We start from the raw sequence: 16,709 nt of genomic DNA, 5'->3' as shown, positions 1-16,709 counted from the left end.
TTTTGCGGTATGGCTTAGAGGGTGAAGTCTCCTTCAGCAGCGAGTTCGCTCAGCGGACGACGCGGGCTCGGTTCTTCACGTGCTTGCAGGTAATCCGCCAGCGTCGCCTTGTCGCCCAGTTTGCCCACCGCCACCGCCGCGTGCAGCGCATAACCCTCTGGAATGTTCAGCTCCTTGCGAGTCAGGTCCTGGTCGAAACCGGCCATGCCGTGGGTGTGCCAGCCGCTGATGCTCGCTTGCAGCGCCAGATGACCCCAAGCCGAGCCCGTGTCGAAGGTGTGCCACAACGCCGGGGTTTCTTCGGTGGCGCCAGGCACCGCGAAGGTGGTTTTCGAAATCACGATCACCAGCGCCGAGGCGTGTTGCGCCCAGCCGCGGTTGAACTCATTCAGCAGACCCAGGAAACGCTCCCAGTTCGGCGTGTCACGGCGCGCGTACAGAAACCGCCAAGGCTGCGAGTTGTAAGCCGATGGCGCCCAGCGTGCAGCTTCGAAGAAGCTCAGCAGGGTTTCTTCCGGAATCGCTTCACCGGTGAAGGCGCGGGGCGACCAGCGGTCGGTGAACTGAGGGTGGATGGCATAGTCGGCAACGCGTGGATTAGCACTCATCAGGAGATTCCTTGCTACGTTTGAAAGTGAGGGTCGTCTGAAACCTGCGGGCACAGTTGAGCTGAGCGATAAGGTTTTCGAGAGCCTGGGCCGTTCACCTGAATGCAACGCGGTTGAGCGTTAATGGCACGCAGGTCCGGCTCCTTGCGACTGGCAAAGCTACATTGGCGGCGCAATAACTGACAAGCTCGTTCTACCGGCAGTCGCCAACGCTTGGCCCGCAAGGGCCTTGGCACTAGACTGGCGGCCTTTTCACCACCTGATGTTGATGCTTGAGCCATGGCCGCCAAAGTCGAACCGTTCTGGATACGCAAAACCCTCGATCAACTCGATCAAGAGGAATGGGAATCGCTGTGCGACGGCTGCGGCCTGTGCTGCCTGCAAAAGCTCGAAGATGAAGACGACAACAGCGTCTACTACACGCGCATCGCCTGCAAATTGCTGGACCTGAAAACCTGTCAATGCACCGATTACACCAACCGTCGTGACTTCGTGCCGGACTGCATCCAGCTCACGCCGGGCAAGGCCGATGAGTTCAAATGGCTGCCGCCGACTTGCGGCTATCGACTGGTCAGCGAAGGCAAGGACCTGCCGCTCTGGCATCATCTGGTGTGCGGGGATCGCGATGCGGTGCACCACGAGCGTATTTCCCAGTCCGGGCGCATGCTCGCCGAAGGCAGCGTGGCCGAAGACGATTGGGAAGACCATCTGATTTTCCGGGCGGGTTAATTCCCACTCACAAAATCGGCAGTGATTACAAGAATTTGGGGCTGCTACGCAGCCCAGCGCGAGCAAGCTCGCTCGCCACAAGGAGTGTGTATGGCTGTGGGATTGCGGCTGGCGTTGACCCTTGGACTATTAGTCCTGGGTTCCCCCGTGTGGGCGGCGAAGAAGGTTGATCTGGATTACCACGTGCGCCTGTTGCCGCAAAGCGATCAGGCCGAAGTGCGACTGACCCTGGCTCAGGGTTCGGCGGTGCGCAGTCTGGATTTCGACCTGGGCGATGGCAGCCACTACAGCGATTTCAAGGCCGACGGCCAATGGCAGATCACGCCGGGCAAACAGGCCCGTGGTGTCTGGCGTCCGGCCGCCGACAAGGCCAGCCTGACCTACCGCGTACGCATCAGCCACGGGCGCAAGAGCGGCAGCTTCGACTCCCGCATGACCCCGACCTGGGCGCTGATGCGCGGCGACGATCTGGTGCCGGCGGCCAAACTCGATCAGCAGGACGGCATTGAGCTGGTTTCACGCCTTGAATTCGAATTGCCCACCGGCTGGAAAAGCGTTGAAACCGCCTGGCCACGGATCGGCAAGAACAAGTTCCGGGTCGATAACGTCTCTCGCTTGTTCGACCGGCCCACGGGCTGGATGCTTGCCGGCCACCTCGGCAGCCGTCGCACGCGGTTGGGGGAGACCGAAGTCACCGTCGCCTCGCCCCAAGGCCAGGGCATGCGCCGCATGGATGTACTGACACTGCTGACCTTTGTCTGGCCGCAAGTGCAGGCGGTGTATCCCCGTCATCCCGTCAAACTGCTGATCGTCGGTGCCAACGACCCGATGTGGCGCGGCAGTCTGGGCGCGCACGAATCGATCTATCTGAACACGCGTCTGCCGATGGTCAGCGAAAACGGTACCAGTGCGCTGGTGCGGGAATTGGCGCAGGTGTTCGGACGGATCAACGACCAGCAGCGCAGTGACTGGATCAGCGAAGGGTTTGCCGAGTATTACGCCATTGAACTGGTGCGTCGCGCTGGCGGCATGAGTGATGAGCGGTATGAGAGTTTGCAGAAGAAGTTGGCCAAGGACAGCCAGAAAGTCACGACCTTGCGCGCTGAGCAGGTCAGCCCGGCGCAGGTGGCCAAAGCGGTGGTGTTGCTGCAGGAACTGGATCGCGAGATTCGCCTGAAGACCCGCAACAAACGTTCGCTGGATGATGTGTTGCAGGGGGCGATGCATTTGGAGAGCGTGGATACCAAGGAGTTTGTTCAGCTTGCGGAAAGCATCATTGGTGAATCTTCGAAGGTCCTCGATACCGAGTTGCTTCAGTAATACCGCCTTCGCGAGCAGGCTCGCTCCCACAGGTAACCGCATTCCAATGTGGGAGCGAGCCTGCTCGCGAAGGGGCCCTAACCCGCAATGAAAATCTCGGGTTAAACCCCGGTTTTCGGCGATGTCAAAGAATCATTACCGGTTACGGTAGCGGTATTGGTCGCCGCTTCAGCATTTGCCTTCAACCGGTTCAATTCTTCACCCGCCCGCTGAATCTTCGCCCGCACGTTGTTCATGTCCTGACGGCTTTTCTCCAGCAGGCTTTTCGCCGAACTGTGCCCGGTAATACCACGCGCCAGCGCCACACCGCCGATCGCCACTTGAATCAACCCGAACACGCCACCGCGACGCAGGCCCTTGCCGACCATCACCACGCCGCCGACCAGGGAACCGATACGTTCCCAACCCTGCACGTTCTGGTCAGGGTGAGTCTGGAACGGGGTGGATTCGATGCGTTCTACGTGTTTGAGTTCGCTCATGATCTGTCTCCAGTGGGAAATAGCTGCTTCAGGAATAGATACTTAAGCTGACTGCCGAGGCGGACGGCTTGTTCCATTGGATGTGCGGTGAATCAGCGAAATTTCGCCCCGGAGCGGGTGTTGAGTCCCTTGGACATACGGTCATAGAGCACGACGTTGACGGTGGCCGCCAGGTTCATGCACCCGGTGGTCGGGATGTAGACGACGTCTTCGCACCAGTCGCGAATCTCTTTATCCAGCGAGCCGTCTTCCGGGCCGAAGATGTACAGGGCGCGGTCCGGGTGTGTGTATTCCGGCAGCGAACGGGCGCCGTCCACCAGTTCCACAGCGACCGGAACGCAGCCCAGCGGCAGGATTTTTTTCAGGTCGTCGATGCCGATCAGCGGAATGTCGTAGTGGACGCGCTTGGTGTCGGTGACGAAGTCGGCGGCGCGCTCATAACGTTTGCCGGTGTAGAACACGGACGCCACGCCATAACAGCCAGCGGCGCGCATCACCGAACCGACGTTCTCCGGTGATTTGGGGTTATACAAACCAATGCAGCTGTACCGTTTGTCTGCCACGAGCGGGTGCCTTCGGGTAAAAAACGGCGATTATACGGGGATTGGGGGAGGGGTGTTCGGTTTGGAGATTGGTGGTGTCTGGTCAGCCGCCTTCGCGAGCAGGCTCGCTCCCACAATGATCCTGAGTGTTCACAAATGTTGTGTTCACAGAAGATCCCCTGTGGGAGCGAGCCTGCTCGCGAAGGGGCCGGTCGAGGCGCTGAAGATATTACTCGTCTTTCTTCATCAGGCCGGCCAGCGCCGCAAACGGGTTATGCGTGGCCTTGGCGATTTTCGGCGAGCTCAGCGAGCCTTCACCAAAATACTGCTGGTCGGTGTACCGCGAGTGTTCGTTGTCGTGGCAATACAGGCACAACAGCTCCCAGTTCGAGCCGTCCTGCGGGTTGTTGTCGTGGTTGTGGTCGCGGTGGTGCACGGTCAGTTCGCTCAGGCGCTTGCCGGAAAACTCACGGGCGCAGCGGCCGCACACGTGCGGGTACATTTTCAGGGCCTTGTCGCGGTAACCCATTTCCTTGTCGCGCTGGTTGTCAGCAAGGATGCGGTCCAGCTTTGACGTGTTGGACGGAGGCGTTGACGAACTCATGGGTTCACCTTTGTAAAAAGACTAATGACGGTATTAATCGCAGTTTAGCTCAGCCCTTGAGCTTCTCGGCAATCCAGATGGTGTGGCGAGTGCCTTTGTTGCCGTGGGCGAAGACTTGGACTTCCTCGGCCTTGAAGCCGGCCTTCTTCAGTTTGTCGGAAAATTGTCGGTCAGCGCTCGCGGACCAGACGGCCAGCACGCCTTTGGGCCGCAGGGCCTTGGCGCAGGCGCTCAGGCCTCCAGCGGAGTAGAGCCAGCTGTTGGCCTTCTGGGTCAGGCCTTCGGGGCCGTTGTCGACGTCGAGCATGATCGCGTCAAAACCTTGCGGCTCGGCCTGCAGGACTTTGGCCACGTCTTCCATGCGAATGACCGTGCGCGGGTCGAGCAGCGGGTTCCCGGCTTTCTCGCCCAGCGGTCCACGGTTCCACTCCACCACCCCCGGCACCAGTTCTGCGACGACCACTTCAGCGGTCTTGCCCAGGTTCTTGAGGGCCGAGGCGAGGGTGAAGCCCATGCCGAGGCCGCCGATCAGCACGCGCGAGTTCGGCCGGCCAGCCACTTTACGGCACGGGATCTCGGCCAACGCATCTTCCGAGCCATGCATGCGGGTGTTCATCAGTTGCCCGCCGTCGCCGCCCTGGATCTTGATGACAAAATCCTCGCCGTATTCGAACAGGCACAAGGCACCGCCATTTTCAGGAATTGGAGTGGTGTCGAGCAGAACGAAACGTTTCATGGGACTCACTTGAGGAGAAATTGGCATAAGAGGGGGAAGGCAAACACGCGCCGTTGGGAGTAGCCTGCAAAAAGACAACAAGGCCAACGGAGCCATTGATGAAGCGCACCATTCTAACGGTCATTGCCTTGGCCGCGCTCTCGATAACTGCAGTGCAGGCCCAGGAGCTGCAAACCATCCCCACCAGTCCCGCGCCGCGGCCCGGTTCGCCCGGCACCGCGACCCCGACACCGTACCCGCAAATCACCCCGACCAGCGTGCCCAAGGTCGGGCCCGGCAGTGGCGGCCCGCCGTTGGTGCCCATGGAAATGCCCAGCCCACCCACCAAGGACCAGCCACTGCCGGGGCTGGAGCAAAACCCGTCGAAAGCCAAATCACCCGGCGGTTAAACCTGCTGTGAGAGCAGTTGCCCATCGGCCATGCGCAAGCGTTTGGAGAGGGAGACGGCGAGGGCCCGGATGATTTTGGCGGCGATTTTCGGCGCATCGTTGAGCATCTTTTCCAACGAGTCCTTGCCCAGATTGAGCAACTGGCAATTGCTCGCGGCCACGCAACTGGCCGAGCGCCGTTCGCCGTCGAGTACGGCCATTTCGCCGAACGCCCGACCGCTGCGCAGCGTTGCCATGGTCACCAGGTGCCCATCGCTGTTGGTTTTCTGCACCGCCACCTGGCCGGTGTGGATGATGCACATGAAGCTGCCGGCATCGCCCTCATGGAAAATCTCTTCGCCCGAAGCAACGGTGCTGATGCTGAAGTAGCCCGAGGCCGCGGCGAAGTCCGCCGGCAGCAGTTGATCGAACAGGCCACAGTCCATCAGCCAGTCGCGGATTTCGTTGTTCAGTAAGGTCGGTTCTGACATGTCGTCACGGTCTTTTTCTTGTGTCTGTTGCTGTTCCGGGCCTTGGGGCTCACTGCTGATCCCTTGTGGGAGCGAGCCTGCTCGCGAAGAGGCCAGCACATTCAATATCAATGTTGAATGACACACCGCTTTCGCGAGCAGGCTCGCTCCCACAGGGCATATATGTTGTAGCCGGCCCGGTGTCTGGTGTTAAGACCGACACGCCGGGCCAAGTTCCTCAGACGATGCCCAAAACCTTGAAAACAAATGCGTATTCGAGTGCTACGTCACGCAATCCCTGATAACGACCGCTCATCCCGCCGTGCCCGGCACCCAATTCGGTCTTGAGTAGCAGCGGATTGGTGTCGGTTTTGGTCGCGCGTAATTTCGCCACCCACTTGGCCGCTTCCCAGTATTGCACGCGACTGTCGTTGTAGCCGGCGATCACCAGGGTCGCCGGATAGGCTTGTGCGGTGACGTTTTCGTACGGGGCGTAGGCCTTGATTCGCTCATAGACGTCCGGTTCTTCAGGATTGCCCCACTCGTCGTATTCGGTGACGGTCAACGGTAGATCCGGGTCGAGCATGGTGTTCAGCACGTCGACGAACGGCACTTCAGCAATCGCCGCACCGAACAGCTCCGGCCGCTGATTGAGCACCGCGCCGATCAGCAGACCACCGGCGCTGCCGCCGCTGATCGCCAATTGCTGAGGTGTGGTGAAGCCATTGGCAATCAGGTGTTCGGCGCAGGCGATGAAGTCGCTGAAGGTGTTGTGTTTGTGTTCCTGCTTGCCGGCGCGATACCAGGCTTCGCCCAGTTCTCCGCCGCCACGCACGTGAGCGATGGCGAACGCCACGCCGCGATCCAGCAGACTCAAGCGGGCGTGGGAGAACCACGGGTCGAGGCTTTCACCGTAGGCGCCATAGCCATATAGATAAAGCGGCGTCGGCTTGCCGAGTGCTTCGCGTTTGACGACGAGGCTGATCGGCACTTTCGTGCCGTCCGGTGCGGTCGCCCACAGACGCTGACTGACATAGGCATCGGCGTCGAACGGACCGAGTACTGGCGTTTCCTTGAGGACTTTCTGCTCGCCGCTGCCCAATACCAGTTGGCGGATTTGCGCCGGACGGTTCAACGCTTCGTAGCGCAGGCGGATCCTGTCACTGACGAACTCCAGACTGTTTTGCACATGAAGGCTGTAGGCCGCATCCGGTAATTGCACGCGGTAGCTCGGCAGGTCTTGCGGATGAACTTCGATGATCGGCAAGCCACCTTCACGCAGGCTCAGGGTCATGACCCCGACATTCAGGCTCATGCCTTCGATCATCACCGTGTCACTGTGCGGGATCAGGTTCTGCCAGTCGGCTTCGGTCGGCGCCACGCCGGTATCTACGGCGTGGTACAGGGCAAAGTTGATGCCGTCGCGATTGGTGCGAATGAACCAGGTCCATTGACCGTCGAGCGCGCCGTGGTCGACGTCGTACTCATGGTCTTCAACCCTCGGTGCGATGCAGGTAAAGGCTTGCTGCGGCTGGAACGCGTCGAGTACCCAGACTTCGCTGGTGGTTTTGCTGCCCAGAGACAGCAGCAATTGCTGCTCGGAACTGGAGCGGTAGCAATGCATGAAGAATCGACCGTCCGGCTCATGGAACACTTCTTCGGCCGCCGTACCGTCCAGCCGATAGCGGAACAGTTTGTGCGGGCGATGGGTCTCGTCCAGCTCGCCGAAGAACAGCGTCAGGCTGTCATTGGCCCAGGTCATGCTGCCGTCGCAGTCCTGGAACTCCAGTTCGCTGACACGGCCGTTGGACAATTCCTTCACGAACAGCGTGAAAATCTCATCGCCCGTGGCGTCGATGCTGTAGGCCAGACGCTGGTGGTCCGGGCTGATACTGAACGCGCCCAGGGAAAAGAAACCGCCTTTGGCCAATGCATTCGGGTCCAGCAGCAGCTGTTCCTGGCTTTCGTCGAGCTGCAGGCTGTCATCGGCAGGGCGCGGGCAGCGGTAGTGACGGGCGTATTCATCACCGGCCGTGGTGCGCGTGTAATACAGGTACGGACCCCAAGGGGAGGGGAGGGACAGGTCGGTTTCGAGAATCCGGGCCTTGATCTCTTCGAACAGGGTTTCACGCAGTCCGGCCTGACCGGCGGTTTGCGCCTCTTGGTAGCGGTTTTCCGCTTTCAGGTAGTCGAGCACCGCGTCGGTGTCGCGCTCCTGCAGCCAGGCATACGGGTCGTCGCCTTCGGCCTTGTGGGCAATGGGAGCGTCGGAAACGTTGACGGATAGGGGCATGAAGGACTCTCGGACGATGAACGGAAATGGGGCTTCGCAGACGGCAGTGTAGGAGCCGAGCTTGCTCGCGATGGCGTAGGGGCAGGGCAACATCGATGTCGACTGTTATGGCCTCTTCGCGAGCAAGCTCGGCTCCTACACTGGCATTGGGGCAAGCCTGATGTGCGAAAAGTCGTTACTATAAGCGCCTCTTTGCCTGCCTTGCCATGGACACCATGACCGAGAACGACTATCTGATCGCTTGGGGCCTCTACGCCTTCGCCGCTTTGGGCTGCCTGTTGGTGTGGATGCGCTTGACCCGCTGGATGTGGCGCTGGCTGCGTGAGCCTCTACGGCTGCTGGTTGCCGTGTTGCTGTTCAGCCCCACCATCATCGACCCGGTGAAGGAAAAGGTCGCTCCGGCCATTGCCATCACGGCGCTCGATCTGCTGTTCAAGGTCGGCAACAACGCCTGGCGCGCGATTTCCGACCTGTTCATGTACGGCATGATCGTCTTCGGCATTTACCTGGTGTTCGTGGCGATCCGTTTCCCTATCGAACGGGCGTCCAACGCTCGCAAGGAACAGGCTGCCGCTGCCAAGGCCGCGGCGAGGGCCGATGAACCTGAAGAGGATCATCCTTTCGGCGGTGCGGGCGATGATCGTTACGGTCGTCCACCGGTGCCGAGCAATCCTCAGCGTATGCGGGTTGAACCGCGTCTGTAACCTTGCCCCTGCCTTTCAGCGAGAATCCGAGCATGTGTGAGTTATTGGGCATGAGCGCCAATGTGCCGACCGATATCGTGTTCAGCTTCACCGGGCTGATGCAGCGCGGCGGCCGCACCGGTCCGCACCGTGACGGCTGGGGCATCGCCTTTTACGAGGGCCGTGGCCTGCGCCTGTTTCAGGACCCGGCGGCGAGCAGTGAGTCCGAAGTCGCGAACCTGGTGCAACGCTATCCGATCAAGAGCGAAGTGGTGATCGGGCACATCCGTCAGGCCAACGTCGGCAAGGTCTGCCTGTCCAATACCCATCCGTTTGTGCGTGAGCTGTGGGGGCGCAACTGGTGTTTCGCCCACAATGGCCAGCTCGCCGACTTTCAACCGATCAAGCGTTTTTACCGCCCCGTCGGCGATACCGACAGCGAAGCGGCGTTCTGCGATTTGCTCAACCGCGTGCGCGCAGCGTTCCCGGAACCGGTGGACGTTGAAGAACTGCTGCCAGACCTGGTGGCCGCCTGCGCTGAATACCGCAGCAAAGGCGTGTTCAACTGCCTGCTCAGCGATGGCGACTGGTTGTTCTGCTATTGCTCGACCAAACTGGCGCAAATCACCCGTCGCGCGCCATTCGGCCCGGCGCGCTTGAAGGACGTCGATGTGATCGTCGACTTCCAGGCCGAAACCACGCCCAACGACGTGGTCACGGTGATCGCCACCGAGCCCTTGACCGAAAACGAAACCTGGACCCGCTACGAACCGGGCCAATGGAGCCTCTGGCGACGCGGTGAATGCGTCAGCCAGGGCAAGACCGAATAAGGATTTCCCCTCATGTTGCTCAGTTATCTACGGCTGGTGTTGTTCGCGGCGGGCCTGTTGATCGGTGTCCAGGTGCCGGGGTTCATCAGCGATTACGCCAAACGGGTCGAAGCGCATCTGATTGAGGCGCAGACCGGTTTGAGTGGTTTTCAGGGCACGGCGAATCAGTTTTTCAAGGGTGACATTCAGGCGTTGGTGGCCCATTACCGTACGAGCGAAGACCCGATCTTTCGCAGCGATGCCGACAGCCTGAGCACCTTGCTGACCCGACAACTGGCTCTCGATAAGCAGTTCCAGGCCATGCAGGGCCCGTGGTACATCCGTTTCCTGCAAGTGGTATTGGCCGCTGACCCGGATATTCGCAAGGAAACCTGGAACGGCTACAGCTACCAGATCCTGCTGACGCCGGAAGCGATGATCTGGGGCATGAGCGGGGCGTTGCTGTTGTCGTTCGGCATTGAATGCCTGTTCCGGCTGATCGACTGGGTGGTGCTGGGCGGCAAACGCCTGCGCCAGAGCCGGCCGATCGAAGATCGGGATGTGCGCGGACTGTAACCCTGGAGCCGGCTTGTCGGCGATTGCCGCGACACGGTATGCCCGGCAGATCGCATCGCTGGCAAGCCGGCTCCTGTTTTTACCAGTCGACCGAGTAGCTCATGCTCAACGTCCGACCTTCGGCATTGGCGTACGGCGCTCTGGCGTTGGCCTGGGTGAACAGGTTCTGGTAGGTGCGGTTGGTCAGGTTGTACACCCCGCCTTCAAGACGACCGACCGGCAGTTGCACGGAACCGAGCAGGTCCACCAGCGTATAGCCCTCGATGTCGCGTCCGTTATTGTCCTTGGCGGCGGCGTCGTAACTGGACAAATGCATGCCTTGCAGGCGAAGGGTGTAGTCGTCTTCGGTGTAGCCGACGAACAGTGTGGTCTTGGCGGGTGAGATGCGCGTAGCCGGCAGATCGATCCATTTGCCGTTCTGCTCGGTCTCGCCTTTGGCCCAGGCGTAAGTGCCACCCACCGACCAGTGATCGGTCGCGCGGTAGGTCAGGCTGTTTTCGATGCCGCGAACTCGCTCTTTCTGGTTGATCAGGCGCAATACGCGATCATTGGCATCGTAGAACTGGGTCACGTCCGAGGTGTTTTCGTACACGGTGACGTCGGCCTGCCACTGGTCCCAGTTACCGCGCCAGCCCAACTCGTAACTGTCGACCTTGATGGCCTGGGCGTTGAGGCTCTGAATGTCGAAGGTGCTGCTGACGTCACGCATGAAGCGCTGGATATCCGGCAGCGAAAACCCCTGGCTGTAATTGGCGAAGACGTCCTGGTTTTCACTCAGATGGTAGACCGCCCCCAGGTTATACAGCGTGGCATCGTATTTGAGGGTGTCACCGGGCAGCGTTGCGCGTATGCCGGTCTGGACGATCTGACCATAAGCGATGCTGTCGGAGACGTCGCTTTCGATCCATTCACGGCGCACACCGCCACGCAAGGTCCAGTCACCGATGTCCCAGGACATCTGCCCGAACAGCGATTTGGTGGTGGTTTCGATGTCCGGGCCCAGCTCGTAGGTGGTGCCGGTCTTGGTGTAGGTCAGGCCCTTGAGCGTGTATTGATCACCTCGTTGGCGGGAGCGCTCATGATCATAGTCGGCGCCCCAGACCAGGTTGCCCGTGGCGCTGCCGATGGCCGGCAGCGGCGTGTCGATGGCCGCGCGCAGGCCGTAGACATCCTGCACGCTGTTGTTGTCGGAGATCCCGGCCTTGCCCCGCGACAGGTCCGGGAAGAACAGTGCATCGGCGCGACGCCAGTAGCTTTCCAGTTGCAGGCCCTGACCGTAGAAGTCCTTGTCGGTGTAATTGAGGTTGACCGACTGGTTATGGGTATAGGGTTGGTCGTCGAGTTTCAGCCCTTTGACTGCCACGGCTTGCTGCCGGTTTGTCGGGTCTTTGGTATAGCCAGTGTCCTGTTGATCCTTGTAGTCCTGCAGCGACAGGCTGAGTTTTTTGTCGACATCCAGTTCGTAACCGAAACGACCTTGCAGGTCATAGGTTTCGGTGTCCATGTTGCTACCTTGGGAGGTGTCCTGAGGGATGCGGTTGCCGTTGCCGTCGTACTGATCATTACGTTGGGTCAGGTCGGCGGAGACGTACCAGTCCAGGGCATCCTTACGGCCGGTTGCACTCTGGAAGGCTTCGTAGGCGAAGCCTTTGCGGTTGAGGTTGTTGCCGCTGGTCAGACCCAGTTTGCTGCTGTAGGCAATTTCCTGGCCCTGATTGCGCTTGGTGATGATGTTGATGATGCCGCCTGAAGCACCGGCACCGTAGATGCTGCTGGCGCCGGAAATCACTTCGATACGTTCGATGCTGGCCGGGGCGATGCTGTTGAGCTGGCGGAAGTTGTCGCGCGTGGCGTTCTGCGATACGCCGTCGATCAACACCAGCATGTTGCGTCCGCGCAGGGTCTGACCGAAGTTGCTCATCCCGCCACTGGACGGCGCGAGACCGGGGACCAGTTGCCCGAGGATATCGGCGACCCGGCGACCGGCGCCGCTCTGTTCACGGACCTGCTGTTCGTCGATCACCTGGACCGAGCCCGGAATCGAAGCAATGCTCGCTTCGCTGCGAGTAGCGGAGACAACGGTGGCTTGCATGTTCAAGGTACCGGGCTGCTGCTCGGTATCCTCGGCCCAGGTCTGGGCGCTGAAGGTCCCGAGCAACGGAATCAGCAGAGAGAGTTTGGTTCGGGTCATGACGTAGTCTTTTTTAGTTGTGATAAGTGTGTGGCGATAAGGTCGAGCGGTCAGGCGCGGAGTTGAACGACCGCACCCAGCGGATCCCGATGGCGGCTATGGCGTAGGTCAGCGCCACCAGCCAGAAACTGTGAGCCAGGCCGACCAGACCCATGCCGATCCCGCCAAGGACGACACCGAGCAGAGCACCAGCCTTTGCCGCGCTGTTGCCGAGGCCGAGCGCAAAGCCCTGCTGGGTTATGGAAATGGTGTTGGCGATCAGTGCATAGGTGACGGGCAGCAGGGCGCCTTGCCAGATGCCCCAGACGAGTCGACTGACGAGAAACCCCAGCCATTCGTTGGCCAATGCCGTGGCCGCCAGCGTCAGGGCACACAGCCAGGCCACGCCTTCAATGACGCGCAAGGTGTAGGCCGGCTGCCAGCGGTCGAACAGGCGTCCCCACAGTGGTGCGGAAATGGCCAGGGTCGCGGCGCTCGCCGCATAGGTGGCGCCGATCAGCCAGCTTGGAGCATGCAGAATGTTCGCGACGTACAGCGCGTAGAACGACTGCGGCATCATCTTCGCGGCCTGAATCAACACGATCACCAACAGGATTCCACCGAGCCAGCCTTTGGGCAGAGCCACTGGTTCAACAGCTTTTTTCTTCGAGGCCCGAGCCTTGTCGGCCGGCAGGAAAAAACTCCCCAGTGCGCACAGCAGGCAAATCGCCGTCGCGCCATAACAGAGCAGGGCAAACCCCGAGACGTCCATCAGCCAGCCGCCCAGTACCGGGCCGATCAACGAGCCGACGGCAGTCGCCGATTGCAGGCGGGCCAAGGTGTGACCACGTCTGGAACTGTCGCAGCAGGCCAAGGCATAGGCTTGCGCGGCAGCGAGAAAACCGGCCAATGCGCCTTGCATCACGCGAATACCCACCAGCAGCCACGGGTCGAGGGTGACGGCCGCCAACCCTTGGCACAGCGCGAGTGCCAGCAACGCCCGAACAATCATCGGTTTGTGTCCGGTGCGATCCCCCAACCGCCCCCACATGGGAGTCAGGAGCATGGCGGCCAGCATCGGACCGGCATAGACCATCGCCGATAACAGCGCGGTGTAGCCAGCGCCCTCCGGCCCGAGCAGATGCTGGATCTGCAAAGGCCAGAACGGGCCGCTCATTTCCATTGCGCCCATGGAGACAAACTGGATGACGATCAGCAGTCGCAAGGCGCGACCGTCAGCGAGCATGGGCGATTGGTTGCAGCGGGTTACTCAGGCGTCCGACGATGTCGGCATGACTGTCGAGCAAGCGCATGCGCATGAACGATTTGGCGGGCCAATCCTGTTCCAGCAAGGCCTGGCGCTCGCTTTCCCAACGTGCCGGTTCAACGCGCTCGCGCAAGGTCTCGAAGCACTGCGCAACGTGCGTTGCCAAGCGCTCCCAAAGGATATTTTCCGGCACATTCCAGTGGCGGGCGCAGAGCAAAGTCAGCTCACCGAGGTGGCACATGAATGTGGTGTGCAGGAGTTTGTCGCGGACAAAACCGGACTCGTCATACAGGGTCATTTTCGGATCGTGCAACTGGATATCCAGGCCCTTGGCGTGCAGGGTTTTGCGATCGATACGAACGTCGCCGAAGTCACGCAACAGCAGCCGATTCAACTGACCGTCAGCACCCATCACCATGAAACTGTTTTGCTGATGTGCTTCGAACGCCACGCCATACATCAGGTAAATGCCCAACAGACTCGGTACGGCAATCGACAGGTAATCGTCGAAGAACGCCAACATGGCCTCGCTGTCGTCACGGCCCTGAGCCAGTCTTACCCAATCACGCAGTAACGGTTGTTCGAATTCGTTGACGGCGAACAGACTGCCGACCGGCACCGCCAACTCGCCTTCTTGCAGAAGGGTAAGCGGGTTGTCGCGATACAGCACGGCAGCATGACGGGAGCGCTCGTCATCGGCCGGTAGTGGTGCGTAGTGCACGCCGATGCGTTCTGGAACGATGTTCAGCAGACGCTGAATCTGCGGCTCCTGAGCGAGAATATTCAGTATCAGTTGGCTGATGCGCGGCCCCATCCGGGCCGAGCGCGGCGACACGGTGCGCTGCACGCTGGTCAGTCGCAGAGCCACCGGCAGTTTGACCATCGGCGCAACGCGACTGGCCTCCGGCAGCACTGTGCGGAAGGACATGGTCGGGTGACCGGTAAAAGCGACGATGTCAGTGACGATCAGCAGGTTGTCGGCGATCTCGTTGGCGAACGAATGTGGCAGCTCTTCATGGGCTTGCCATGGGTGCGACGGGAGCGGGAGGTAGTCCTTTTCGTCCAGACCCCGTTGCTGCAAATGGCGCTGCAATTGTTCGGCGGCCTCTGGGAAGTGACCTTGCCACCAGTCCCGGTAATCGGCGGTACCCGCCAGCGTCTCGACGTGTGCGTGCTGGCGGTGCAGGGCGCACAGTACAATCGGAAAACTCGCTTCGAATTCTGGCGAGAAAGCGATGACCTGAGCGGCGCTCAAACCCAGTTTGGTCTTGTAATTCGGGTGCCACGGATGGCCGAGAGTGCCCCACTGTTCGAGCAATGACGTAGGGTTCTGGTGGCTGGTGCCGGCTTTGAGCCAAGCGAGCAGGTTGTCGTCGTACTCGGTGTCGATCTGCTCTCTCAGGCGCTCGGTCCATCCATGGTGAAACGCCAGGCACAGGGTGTCGTTGCTGAAGCTGTCATCCAGTTCCAGGGCCAGACGTTCCAGTACCTGCGCAGAGGCTGGCGGGTTGAGCTGAGTGCTGAGGTGAGCGAGCAATTCGCTGGGCAGCTGGATTTTGTGGGGCAGTCTGTCGGGGGTGTGCAGGACGATGCTGCCGCGCACGTCCCAGCTGTTCATTCTTCCGCCGAACAAGTGCTCGAAGCAAAGATGCGCGCCATCGCCAAGTGGCAGCCAGCAATGGTTATTGTCGTCGTATTCGCAAGCGTCAGGGTTGATCAGACCTTCACGAAACAGCGCCTGGATCAGGCGTTGGAAGCAGCGCTGGGCGGCGGGCTCGAGCGCATTGCTCAAATGATCGAGGGTGATGCGGTGGGACTGGAAAGCCTCAGTGCCGAGGGCTTCGCTCCAGTGAGCGAGTAATTGCTGCTGTTTTTGCGTGTAGGCGCGCATCAAGTCCGATTCCTTCTGGACAGTTGGTTAGCTGAAAGCGCGCAGAGAATACCGTCCTGAAAAAATAATGCAAATGATAGTGGTTCAGATTTAAAACTTGGGAAATGTCCTTCAGATTCTGGCCATAGGTTTGCTCAAAACGATGTAGTGCTCGCCCACTTTCTGCGCATAGCGCTCCACGACTTGCTGACACAACATCACGATTTCTTCGACCCACTCCACGCCAACCCGCCACGACACCACCACTTGCAAATTCGGTGGCCGTTGATCGATGGCCAGCAAGGTCAATTCCCCCCGCGCCAGTTCCTCGGCTACCAGCACCGGCGGCAGCGCGCCAATACCGAAACCGTCCCGCAGCAACCGGGTGATCGCCGATACCGAGTTCACGCAGTTCAACCGTGGCGTCATGATGCCGTTGGCCTGCATCAGGGCGAGAATCTCCTGATGCGGATGTGAGTTTTTCGAATAGGTAATGATCCGTTCCCGCGCCAGATCGGCAATCCCTGAATACTCGCGGTTGTAGATCGAGTTAGTCGCCACAATCCAGCCCATCGGGTGACTGGCCAGCTCAAGGCTGCGCACGCTTTCCTGACGCAACAGGTCGGTTTGCAGGATCAGATCGAGAAAGCCTTTTTGCAGCTGATCGCAGAGGTTGAGCGCGGTATCGGCCACTAACTCGATTTCCACCAGCGGATAGTGATCCATCATTTGCGCCACCAACGGGCTCAGCCAGGTATGGATGACCGTGTCCATCACGCCGATGCGAACCCGTCCGACCTTGCTCGAGCGGGTTTCGATCGACTGCTTGAGGGCTTGCATGGTGTCCATCATTTGCTCGGCGTACTCGAGCACTTTCAAGCCTTCGGGCGTCAGGCTCACGCCACGTGAATCGCGCAGGAACAGCTTCACCCCGAGCTCGCCTTCGAGTACGGCAATGCGGCTGGAAATCGACGCCTGGGTGGTGAAGAGCTTGTCTGCCGTCAGGCGAAAACTCTTGAGTCGGGCGACCCAGACAAAGGTCTCGAGAAACTTCAGGTTCATGGGATCTGCTCGGGGATAAAGAATTCTTATGTCTAGAGCGGGTTTTTATTAGTTGGACGTAACAGGGTAAAGCGCCCAAAAATCAGGCCATCCGGTTCCCACGATAGGCGTCGTCGGGGCTCA

The 16,709-nt window shown here is 60.2% G+C and carries 17 protein-coding genes; 6 read left to right on the top strand and 11 right to left on the bottom strand.

Translation table 11 applies throughout. The features are described from left to right. Nucleotides 1-14: 14 nt before the first annotated feature. Nucleotides 15-608, bottom strand: a complete 594-nt coding sequence (locus ACYZTW_RS25935) for a nitroreductase family protein (protein WP_462002363.1) — start codon at nucleotides 606-608, stop codon at nucleotides 15-17. Between the two features lie 279 nt (nucleotides 609-887). Between ACYZTW_RS25935 and ACYZTW_RS25930 the strand changes: the two genes are divergently transcribed. Beyond that, complete coding sequence (locus ACYZTW_RS25930; protein ID WP_462002362.1) at nucleotides 888-1,337, top strand: YcgN family cysteine cluster protein; 450 nt, start codon at nucleotides 888-890, stop codon at nucleotides 1,335-1,337. Nucleotides 1,338-1,427: 90 nt separating this feature from the next. Next, nucleotides 1,428-2,657, top strand: coding sequence for a hypothetical protein (locus tag ACYZTW_RS25925; protein WP_462002361.1), 1,230 nt, complete (start codon nucleotides 1,428-1,430; stop codon nucleotides 2,655-2,657). A gap of 101 nt (nucleotides 2,658-2,758) precedes the next feature. Here ACYZTW_RS25925 and ACYZTW_RS25920 read toward each other — a convergent pair whose 3' ends face one another. The 4 genes from ACYZTW_RS25920 to ACYZTW_RS25905 all read right to left on the bottom strand — a co-directional run bounded on the left by ACYZTW_RS25920 (nucleotide 2,759) and on the right by ACYZTW_RS25905 (nucleotide 5,018). Further along, nucleotides 2,759-3,136 (bottom strand): DUF2892 domain-containing protein, encoded by a 378-nt coding sequence (locus ACYZTW_RS25920; protein WP_462002360.1) that lies wholly within the window; start codon nucleotides 3,134-3,136, stop codon nucleotides 2,759-2,761. Between the two features lie 92 nt (nucleotides 3,137-3,228). Then, the gene (locus ACYZTW_RS25915) at nucleotides 3,229-3,699 is read right to left on the bottom strand and encodes an RNA methyltransferase (protein ID WP_007944014.1); all 471 of its coding nucleotides are present in this window, start codon (nucleotides 3,697-3,699) and stop codon (nucleotides 3,229-3,231) included. 208 nt (nucleotides 3,700-3,907) lie between these two features. Then, on the bottom strand, nucleotides 3,908-4,282 hold the full coding sequence (locus tag ACYZTW_RS25910) for a YajD family HNH nuclease (protein WP_462002359.1): 375 nt from the start codon (nucleotides 4,280-4,282) through the stop codon (nucleotides 3,908-3,910). Nucleotides 4,283-4,331: 49 nt separating this feature from the next. Continuing rightward, on the bottom strand, nucleotides 4,332-5,018 hold the full coding sequence (locus ACYZTW_RS25905) for a spermidine synthase (RefSeq protein ID WP_462002358.1): 687 nt from the start codon (nucleotides 5,016-5,018) through the stop codon (nucleotides 4,332-4,334). A 98-nt stretch (nucleotides 5,019-5,116) separates the two neighbouring features. Between ACYZTW_RS25905 and ACYZTW_RS25900 the strand changes: the two genes are divergently transcribed. Further along, the gene (locus tag ACYZTW_RS25900; protein ID WP_462002357.1) at nucleotides 5,117-5,407 is read left to right on the top strand and encodes a hypothetical protein; all 291 of its coding nucleotides are present in this window, start codon (nucleotides 5,117-5,119) and stop codon (nucleotides 5,405-5,407) included. Here the strand turns inward: ACYZTW_RS25900 and ACYZTW_RS25895 are convergent. Both ACYZTW_RS25895 and ACYZTW_RS25890 read right to left on the bottom strand, forming a co-directional pair. Beyond that, complete coding sequence (locus ACYZTW_RS25895) at nucleotides 5,404-5,877, bottom strand: cyclic nucleotide-binding domain-containing protein (protein ID WP_462002356.1); 474 nt, start codon at nucleotides 5,875-5,877, stop codon at nucleotides 5,404-5,406. The genes ACYZTW_RS25900 and ACYZTW_RS25895 overlap by 4 nt on opposite strands. A gap of 217 nt (nucleotides 5,878-6,094) precedes the next feature. After that, a complete protein-coding gene (locus ACYZTW_RS25890; protein ID WP_462002355.1) occupies nucleotides 6,095-8,149 on the bottom strand; it encodes a S9 family peptidase in 2,055 nt (684 codons plus the stop codon). Between the two features lie 206 nt (nucleotides 8,150-8,355). Here ACYZTW_RS25890 and ACYZTW_RS25885 point away from each other — a divergent pair, with 206 nt between their 5' ends. The 3 genes from ACYZTW_RS25885 to ACYZTW_RS25875 are packed head-to-tail and all read left to right on the top strand — an operon-like array spanning nucleotide 8,356 to nucleotide 10,217. Further along, the gene (locus ACYZTW_RS25885) at nucleotides 8,356-8,853 is read left to right on the top strand and encodes an MFS transporter (RefSeq protein ID WP_462002354.1); all 498 of its coding nucleotides are present in this window, start codon (nucleotides 8,356-8,358) and stop codon (nucleotides 8,851-8,853) included. A gap of 32 nt (nucleotides 8,854-8,885) precedes the next feature. After that, a complete protein-coding gene (locus tag ACYZTW_RS25880) occupies nucleotides 8,886-9,662 on the top strand; it encodes a class II glutamine amidotransferase (RefSeq protein ID WP_462002353.1) in 777 nt (258 codons plus the stop codon). Nucleotides 9,663-9,674: 12 nt separating this feature from the next. Beyond that, on the top strand, nucleotides 9,675-10,217 hold the full coding sequence (locus ACYZTW_RS25875) for a DUF2937 family protein (RefSeq protein ID WP_462002352.1): 543 nt from the start codon (nucleotides 9,675-9,677) through the stop codon (nucleotides 10,215-10,217). A 79-nt stretch (nucleotides 10,218-10,296) separates the two neighbouring features. On the opposite strand, the gene ACYZTW_RS25870 is transcribed toward ACYZTW_RS25875, so the two are convergent. The 4 genes from ACYZTW_RS25870 to ACYZTW_RS25855 form a co-directional block, all read right to left on the bottom strand. After that, a complete protein-coding gene (locus ACYZTW_RS25870) occupies nucleotides 10,297-12,408 on the bottom strand; it encodes a TonB-dependent receptor (protein ID WP_462002351.1) in 2,112 nt (703 codons plus the stop codon). Nucleotides 12,409-12,421: 13 nt separating this feature from the next. Beyond that, on the bottom strand, nucleotides 12,422-13,633 hold the full coding sequence (locus ACYZTW_RS25865) for an MFS transporter (protein ID WP_462002350.1): 1,212 nt from the start codon (nucleotides 13,631-13,633) through the stop codon (nucleotides 12,422-12,424). After that, entirely contained in the window at nucleotides 13,623-15,545 is a 1,923-nt protein-coding gene (locus ACYZTW_RS25860; protein ID WP_462002349.1) for an IucA/IucC family protein, read from the bottom strand. Before ACYZTW_RS25860 ends, ACYZTW_RS25865 begins: the two co-directional genes overlap by 11 nt. Nucleotides 15,546-15,656: 111 nt before the next feature. Then, entirely contained in the window at nucleotides 15,657-16,586 is a 930-nt protein-coding gene (locus tag ACYZTW_RS25855; RefSeq protein ID WP_462002348.1) for a LysR family transcriptional regulator, read from the bottom strand. Between the last annotated feature and the right edge of the window lie 123 nt (nucleotides 16,587-16,709).

This window comes from Pseudomonas sp. LB3P25 (assembly GCF_054897985.1).
The sequence above is the reverse complement of the archived record's forward strand: the minus strand, read 5'-3'. Positions and strand labels throughout refer to the sequence as shown.

Excerpts from the sequence above, each read along its gene's own strand:
- ACYZTW_RS25935 (WP_462002363.1), bottom strand. The coding sequence starts at position 608 with ATGAGTGCTAATCCACGCGTTGCCGACTATGCCATCCACCCTCAGTTC.
- ACYZTW_RS25930 (WP_462002362.1), top strand. The coding sequence starts at position 888 with ATGGCCGCCAAAGTCGAACCGTTCTGGATACGCAAAACCCTCGATCAA.
- ACYZTW_RS25925 (WP_462002361.1), top strand. The coding sequence starts at position 1,428 with ATGGCTGTGGGATTGCGGCTGGCGTTGACCCTTGGACTATTAGTCCTG.
- ACYZTW_RS25920 (WP_462002360.1), bottom strand. The coding sequence starts at position 3,136 with ATGAGCGAACTCAAACACGTAGAACGCATCGAATCCACCCCGTTCCAG.
- ACYZTW_RS25910 (WP_462002359.1), bottom strand. The coding sequence starts at position 4,282 with ATGAGTTCGTCAACGCCTCCGTCCAACACGTCAAAGCTGGACCGCATC.
- ACYZTW_RS25905 (WP_462002358.1), bottom strand. The coding sequence starts at position 5,018 with ATGAAACGTTTCGTTCTGCTCGACACCACTCCAATTCCTGAAAATGGC.
- ACYZTW_RS25900 (WP_462002357.1), top strand. The coding sequence starts at position 5,117 with ATGAAGCGCACCATTCTAACGGTCATTGCCTTGGCCGCGCTCTCGATA.
- ACYZTW_RS25895 (WP_462002356.1), bottom strand. The coding sequence starts at position 5,877 with ATGTCAGAACCGACCTTACTGAACAACGAAATCCGCGACTGGCTGATG.
- ACYZTW_RS25890 (WP_462002355.1), bottom strand. The coding sequence starts at position 8,149 with ATGCCCCTATCCGTCAACGTTTCCGACGCTCCCATTGCCCACAAGGCC.
- ACYZTW_RS25885 (WP_462002354.1), top strand. The coding sequence starts at position 8,356 with ATGGACACCATGACCGAGAACGACTATCTGATCGCTTGGGGCCTCTAC.
- ACYZTW_RS25880 (WP_462002353.1), top strand. The coding sequence starts at position 8,886 with ATGTGTGAGTTATTGGGCATGAGCGCCAATGTGCCGACCGATATCGTG.
- ACYZTW_RS25875 (WP_462002352.1), top strand. The coding sequence starts at position 9,675 with ATGTTGCTCAGTTATCTACGGCTGGTGTTGTTCGCGGCGGGCCTGTTG.
- ACYZTW_RS25870 (WP_462002351.1), bottom strand. The coding sequence starts at position 12,408 with ATGACCCGAACCAAACTCTCTCTGCTGATTCCGTTGCTCGGGACCTTC.
- ACYZTW_RS25865 (WP_462002350.1), bottom strand. The coding sequence starts at position 13,633 with ATGCTCGCTGACGGTCGCGCCTTGCGACTGCTGATCGTCATCCAGTTT.
- ACYZTW_RS25860 (WP_462002349.1), bottom strand. The coding sequence starts at position 15,545 with ATGCGCGCCTACACGCAAAAACAGCAGCAATTACTCGCTCACTGGAGC.
- ACYZTW_RS25855 (WP_462002348.1), bottom strand. The coding sequence starts at position 16,586 with ATGAACCTGAAGTTTCTCGAGACCTTTGTCTGGGTCGCCCGACTCAAG.